The organism is Mesorhizobium sp. (assembly GCF_005063415.1).
Lineage (GTDB): Bacteria > Pseudomonadota > Alphaproteobacteria > Rhizobiales > Rhizobiaceae > Mesorhizobium.
The window spans coordinates 1-5,680 of record NZ_SUEG01000110.1; the positions used below are offsets into that span (position 1 = coordinate 1).

General features: G+C 62.8%; 7 protein-coding genes. 2 read left to right on the top strand and 5 right to left on the bottom strand.

All coding sequences use genetic code 11. The features are described 5' to 3' along the window. On the bottom strand, positions 1-478 hold a 478-nt coding region (locus tag E5W70_RS23520), incomplete at its 3' end, for an MFS transporter (RefSeq protein ID WP_292662946.1). A gap of 140 nt (positions 479-618) precedes the next feature. On the opposite strand from E5W70_RS23520, the gene E5W70_RS23525 reads away from it, so the two are divergent. Further along, on the top strand, positions 619-1,512 hold the full coding sequence (locus tag E5W70_RS23525) for a LysR family transcriptional regulator (protein ID WP_292662948.1): 894 nt from the start codon (positions 619-621) through the stop codon (positions 1,510-1,512). Positions 1,513-1,532: 20 nt separating this feature from the next. Here the strand turns inward: E5W70_RS23525 and E5W70_RS23530 are convergent, their stop codons facing one another. The 3 genes from E5W70_RS23530 to E5W70_RS23540 are packed head-to-tail and all read right to left on the bottom strand — an operon-like array spanning position 1,533 to position 3,973. Continuing rightward, positions 1,533-2,573, bottom strand: a complete 1,041-nt coding sequence (locus E5W70_RS23530; protein WP_292662949.1) for a zinc-dependent alcohol dehydrogenase family protein — start codon at positions 2,571-2,573, stop codon at positions 1,533-1,535. Positions 2,574-2,606: 33 nt separating this feature from the next. Continuing rightward, positions 2,607-3,257 (bottom strand): maleylacetoacetate isomerase, encoded by a 651-nt coding sequence (gene maiA / locus E5W70_RS23535; RefSeq protein WP_292662952.1) that lies wholly within the window; start codon positions 3,255-3,257, stop codon positions 2,607-2,609. Then, a complete protein-coding gene (locus E5W70_RS23540; RefSeq protein ID WP_292662954.1) occupies positions 3,254-3,973 on the bottom strand; it encodes a fumarylacetoacetate hydrolase family protein in 720 nt (239 codons plus the stop codon). The genes maiA and E5W70_RS23540 overlap by 4 nt, the downstream gene beginning before the upstream one ends. 210 nt (positions 3,974-4,183) lie before the next feature. Between E5W70_RS23540 and E5W70_RS23545 the strand changes: the two genes are divergently transcribed. After that, positions 4,184-4,867 carry a response regulator transcription factor gene (locus E5W70_RS23545; RefSeq protein ID WP_292662956.1) on the top strand — a complete coding sequence of 228 codons (684 nt, stop codon included), beginning with the start codon at positions 4,184-4,186 and terminating at the stop codon, positions 4,865-4,867. A gap of 99 nt (positions 4,868-4,966) precedes the next feature. Here E5W70_RS23545 and E5W70_RS23550 read toward each other — a convergent pair whose 3' ends face one another. Then, on the bottom strand, positions 4,967-5,512 hold the full coding sequence (locus E5W70_RS23550; protein ID WP_292662958.1) for a hypothetical protein: 546 nt from the start codon (positions 5,510-5,512) through the stop codon (positions 4,967-4,969). Positions 5,513-5,680: the final 168 nt, after the last annotated feature.

Below are 5,680 nucleotides of genomic sequence, written 5' to 3' on the forward strand. Positions count from 1 at the left end.
CTTTCCAGGTCGCGACGGCCCTGGTAGTGGCGGCGCTGATCCTTGCGGTATTTTCCCGGGGGACCGTATCCGCGACAAAGGCCAGCGTCAGAGCCATCATGACGGCCGCGCCGAGCCCCTGTGCCGCCCTTGCGGCGATCAGCAGCCAGAGCGTCGGCGCGAGCCCGCAAAGCACCGATGCGAAGGTGAAAAGGGCAATGCCGCCGAGCAATAGCGGGCGGCGGCCGAATATATCGGCGAGCCGCCCGGCGCTGACGATCAAGGTGGTGATGGCGAGCAGATAGGCAAGAACGACCCATTGCACGAGCTGGAACGATGCGCCGAACGCCTGCATCAGCGACGGCAGCCCGACGCTGGCGATGCTGGTGGCGAGCGAGGACAGCAGCGTGGAAAGCGACAGGCTTGCCAATGCCCATCGGGCCGAGCGGGCGCTCACCGGGGCAACTTCGTTCCAAGTCTTTTCAGCGATCGATGCCAAGGTGAACTCCTTTGCCGGCAGCCCCAGGATCGGAGCTGCCGCAAGCTATTCCCCGGCTTGATGTGGCGGAAGGCGCAGCATTTGCATTTTATTCGTGCATTGAACGCCACGTCAGGATTGAACCGTGCTACGGTCCTTCCATGTCGTCGCCCGATCTCAATCTGCTTGTCGCCCTCGATGTGCTGCTGAGCGAGGGCAGCGTGGCGCGTGCCGCCGGGCGGCTGCGCCTCAGTCCCTCGGCGATGAGCCGGACGTTGGCGCGGTTGCGCCAGGCGACAGGCGATCCGTTGCTTGTCCGGGCCGGCCGTGGCCTGGTTGCGACGCCGCGCGCGCTCGAATTGCAGCAACAAGTGGGCCGTGTCGTGCAGGATGCGGAGGCACTCCTCCGCCCGGCCAGGCTCCTTGAGCTCTCCGGCCTCGACAAGGTCTTCACACTGCGCGCCAATGAAAGCTTCGTTGAGGAGTTCGCGCCGCGTCTTGTCGCCCGCATCGAAGCGGACGCGCCCGGCGTGCGGCTGCGTTTTGCGCCGAAATCCGACAAGAACGACGTGGCGCTGCGCGACGCTGGGATTGATCTCGAAATCGGGGTTGCCGGTGAAACGAGCCCTGAAATGCGCATTCAGGCGCTGTTTCGCGACCACTTCATCGGTGCGGTGCGAACGGGACATAGACTGAGCGAGGGCCTTGTGACGCCGGAAGGCTATGCCGCCGGCCGCCACATCAGCGTTTCGCGGCGTGGCCGCGAAAGAGGCCCGATCGACGAGGCCTTGAAACTGCTGGGTCTCCAGCGGACGATTGCGTGCATGGTTTCCAGCTTCTCGGCCACGCTCGCCATGGCGCGCGCCTCCGATCTGATCGCCAGCGTCCCCGAACGGCACACGCAAGGCGCGCGCGCATGCATGTACAGCTTCCCGTTGCCGGTCGATGTTGCCGAGGTCACGATCTCGATGCTCTGGCATCCGCGGCTCGACGCCGATCCGGCGCAGCGTTGGTTACGCGCCTGCGTGCGGGAGGTCTGCGCCTTTCTCCGCTAATCCAGGGTCGGGTCGCTGATCTAGAATCGGGTCACCACGCCGATGCCGATGCCTTCGAAGCCGCCCATCGCCATCAATGCGGCCGGCGCCTCTTCGAGGCTGATCTTCTTGCCGACCAGCAGTTCGGGTTTAAGCTTGCCGGTGCGGATCATCTCCATCATCGCCTGATAGCGGAAGGCCTGCATGCCATGGCTGCCGCGGATCTCGAGCTCGAAGGCGATCACTTTGTCCATCGGTATCTGCGGCCTGGCATGCTCGCCGAGTATCAGGCCGACCTGCACGTGGCGCCCGCGGCGGCGCAGGTTCGCGATCGAATTGAACGAGGTACTGGGGTGGCCGAGCGCGTCCATCGACATATGCGCGCCGCCATTGGTGATCTGCTTGACCGCCTTGACCACGTTCGGCGTCTTCGCCGCGTTGATCGTCGCCACCGCGCCGATCTTTTTGGCGAAGTCCAGCTTCTCGTCGGTGAGGTCGATGGCGACGACATTGGCGCCCATGGCGCTGGCGATCATGATCGCCGACAGGCCGACGCCGCCGCAGCCATGCACGGCCACCCATTCGCCTGGGGTCACGCGGCCCTGGTCGACGATGGCGCGGAACGAGGTAACGAAACGGCAGCCGAGGCTGGCGGCAGTGGCGAATTCCATCTCGTCCGGCAAGCGCACGAGATTGGTGTCGGCATGGTCGATGGCGACATATTCGGCGAACGATCCCCAGGCGGTGAAGCCGGGCTGGAACTGATGCTCGCAGACCTGGTGGTTGCCCGAGGTGCATTCGAAGCAGCGGCCGCAGCCGACGGCAAACGGCACGGTGACACGCTCACCGCCCTTCCAGCGGGTCACCTGGTTGCCTGCGGAGACCACGACGCCGGCCAGTTCGTGGCCTGGCACATGCGGCAGGCGGATGCCTTCGTCATGGCCCATCCACCCATGCCAGTCGCTGCGGCAAAGCCCGGTCGCCTCGACCTTGATGACGACGCCTTCCGGCGAAGGCGTCGGATCCGGCACGGTCTGGATCGTCGGCGCCTCGCCAAATTTTTCGAAGACGACGGCTTTCATTGGCAGTTCCTCATCACTTCACGCAATTTGCGGCTATTCGGCATCGATCTGGTTCTCCGGCGCGGCCCTCTGGAACGCCGGCAGCGCCATGCAGGCGGCGTTGATGCGCGCGATGGTCGGGTAGGGCGTCATGTCGACGCCGAAGCGGGCATTGCTGGTGACCTGTGCGACCAGGCAGATGTCGGCCAGCCCCGGCGTGTCGCCATGGCAGAATGTCTTGGTCTCGGGCGCGGAAGCCAGAATCTTTTCAAGCGGCTGGAAGCCTTCGTTGACCCAGTGCCGGAACCAGTTGACGACATCCTGGTCGCCAGCGCCGAACAGTGTGCGCAGCGAGGTCAGCACGCGCAGATTGTTCACCGGATGAATGTCGCAGGCGATCATCTGCGCCAGCATTCTGACGCGGGCGCGGCCAGGCGCATCCTTGGGCAGCAGCGGCGGCTCAGGCGTGGTCTCGTCGAGATATTCGATGATCGCCAGCGATTGCGTCAGCAGCGTGCCATCGCCCAGGACCAGCGCCGGCACCAGCCCTTGTGGATTAACCGCGAGGTAGGCGGGCTCCCGATGTTCGCCATGGCGCAAATGATGCGGCACGTACTCGTAGGCCAGGCCCTTCATCTCCAGCGCGATCCGCACCCGGTAAGAGGTCGAGGAGCGGTAGTAGTTATGGAGGACGATGTCGCTCATCGGATCATGGGGCTCGGTTGGCCGATGGTCAGTTCGATTTCGCCGATGCCGTCGACGCCACCGGTGATCTTTTCGCCCGGCCCAACGGCGCCGACGCCGGCCGGCGTTCCGGTGAAGATCAGGTCGCCGGGCAGAAGTTCTACCGCCTCGCTGCAAATCGAGACGATGTCGGGAACCGGCCAGATCAGTTCGGCGAGGTCGCCGTCCTGCCTGATCTCGCCGTCGACCGCGAGCCAGACGCGACCCTTTTCGGGATGACCGGATTTTTGCGCCGGGACCAGCGGGCCGCAGGGCGCTGAGCGGTCGAAGGCTTTCGACCAGTCCCACGGCCTTGCCGCCTTTTTCGCCTCGTCCTGAAGGTCGCGGCGGGTCAGGTCGACGCCGACGCCGTAACCCCAGACATGGTCCAGCGCGCGCTCGCGCGGTATGCGAAAGCCGGCTCTGCCGATCGCGACGACCAGCTCGATTTCGTGATGCAGGTTTTGGGTCAGCGGCGGGTAGGGGATCGTCGTGCCCGAACCGACTGCCGCGTCGACCACTGCGTCCCCCGGCTTGGTGAAGAAGAAGGGCGGGTCGCGCTCGTCATTGCCGAGTTCGCGGGCATGGGCGGCGTAGTTGCGGCCAACGCAGAAGATCCGGCGCACCGCAAAACGCTCCGGCGAGCCGGACACGGCCACCGACGGGGTTGCGGGCAGGGGAAGGACGAAGCCGGTCATGCACTGTCTCTGTTCAGCGGATCTGTCCGCGGCACATTCGGCCGATTTGGGCGGACGGGCAAGGCATTGGATGGCGGAAGGGCCAGGCCTGTCGCATGGCGCCGCGGAAATCATGGGCACATTCTGCTTTAGCAAGCCAGGATGGCAATGTACTATTTGCCAATAAACTGGCCATGGTTGCAGGACTATTCTAGGCCAGACCAAACCGAAATGAAGCTGATGACCGATCGCGCCAGGTTCCTGATCATTGACGACCATCCGCTGTTTCGCGAGGCGCTGCACAGCGCCGTGCAGATGGCCTATCCGGAGGTCGACACGGTGGAGGCGCGCTCTATTGCCGAGGCGCTCGAGCTTCTGACGGATGCCAAGCCGTTCGACCTGGCGCTGCTCGATCTCAGTATGCCCGACGTGCATGGCTTCGACGGACTGCTGCAGCTCAGGACGCGTTATCCGCGCCTGCCGGTGGTCATCGTCTCCGGCTATGAGGAACCGAAGATCATTTCCGAGGCGCTGTCCTATGGTGCGGCAGGCTTCATCCCGAAATCGGCGCGCAAGAGCGACCTTGCGGCGGCCATCCGCTCGGTGATGGAAGGCGCGATCTATGTTCCTGGGAGCTATGAGGGCCGGCCGCCCGACGCCAACAGCACCGACCGCGCCGAGATGGTGCAGCGCCTGGCCACGCTGACGCCGCAGCAGCTCAAAGTGTTGCAGATGCTGCGCCAGGGCCTGCTCAACAAGCAGATCGCCTATGAGCTGCAGGTCGGCGAGACCACCGTCAAGGCGCATGTCTCCGAAATCCTGCGCAAGCTCAACGTCTACAGCCGCACCCAGGCGGTGATCGAGGTCTCGAAGCTCGACAATGCCGAGCTGTTTCGGGACCATGCGGGGTTTTGAGAGCGCTCGCCAAAAAAGCGCACTGTCACCGTAGTCGACCGCACTCGTGTCACCGCAATCGGACTAGACTAGCCACGGCTCTCACGTTCCCTACACCAGCTAAGCAACCCGCGCCTCTCTAGTCAGATCAAATTCACGCGGCGATTGCTCTGCAGCAGTTAGCCGCTTTCCCGCGTCTAGTAAAATGGCGGCCCCCGGTCCAACGTAGAATGCTTTAATTTTACTAAATTGCTTTTTGAATGCTCTATTAAAAGTCTTCATTAGCTCCTGAGCAAGCGGCGTGTCGGAGACCGTTGCCACGCGGCCATTTATCACAACATCTTCAGTCCATCGCCCACCAGGGGAAAAAGTTACTGTGTCCGGATTGCTAAGCTGATCTAGCGAATACCGGGTGCCGGAAGGTGTTTTTATCGGCCTCACCTCAATGGGCACAGCGTGGCCAGTGACAAGAAATGATCGACCGCTAGAAGCCGATTCAGTGGTTGATTGCCCAAGAGCTGGAATTTGCATTCTATTGCTAAAAGAGCCGAATTCCGTCTCGGGAAAATGACCCATGAGGATGTATTTTATCGAAATTTCACGTTCTACTGCTTCCAATACGGGAAGAAGATCGTCCTTTAGCGCGAAGAAGTGAATCTGCTTCATCTGAATTACCGCCTAGGCACAAGTAATGGCTGGAATACGGTGACCCGTGCGCTGGGAAGATACGACCAGTTCAAGCCAGCAGATGTGCCAGCAACGCCCTCAATTGCGCCGGCTTCAGCGGCTTGCGCATCAGCTCGATGCCGACGGCTCGGAAACAGTCGCCAAGGC

What these genes read in the sequence shown, in the direction of transcription:
- E5W70_RS23525 (WP_292662948.1), top strand. Translation starts at nt 619, where the DNA reads ATGTCGTCGCCCGATCTCAATCTGCTTGTCGCCCTCGATGTGCTGCTG.
- E5W70_RS23530 (WP_292662949.1), bottom strand. Translation starts at nt 2,573, where the DNA reads ATGAAAGCCGTCGTCTTCGAAAAATTTGGCGAGGCGCCGACGATCCAG.
- maiA (WP_292662952.1), bottom strand. Translation starts at nt 3,257, where the DNA reads ATGAGCGACATCGTCCTCCATAACTACTACCGCTCCTCGACCTCTTAC.
- E5W70_RS23540 (WP_292662954.1), bottom strand. Translation starts at nt 3,973, where the DNA reads ATGACCGGCTTCGTCCTTCCCCTGCCCGCAACCCCGTCGGTGGCCGTG.
- E5W70_RS23545 (WP_292662956.1), top strand. Translation starts at nt 4,184, where the DNA reads ATGAAGCTGATGACCGATCGCGCCAGGTTCCTGATCATTGACGACCAT.
- E5W70_RS23550 (WP_292662958.1), bottom strand. Translation starts at nt 5,512, where the DNA reads ATGAAGCAGATTCACTTCTTCGCGCTAAAGGACGATCTTCTTCCCGTA.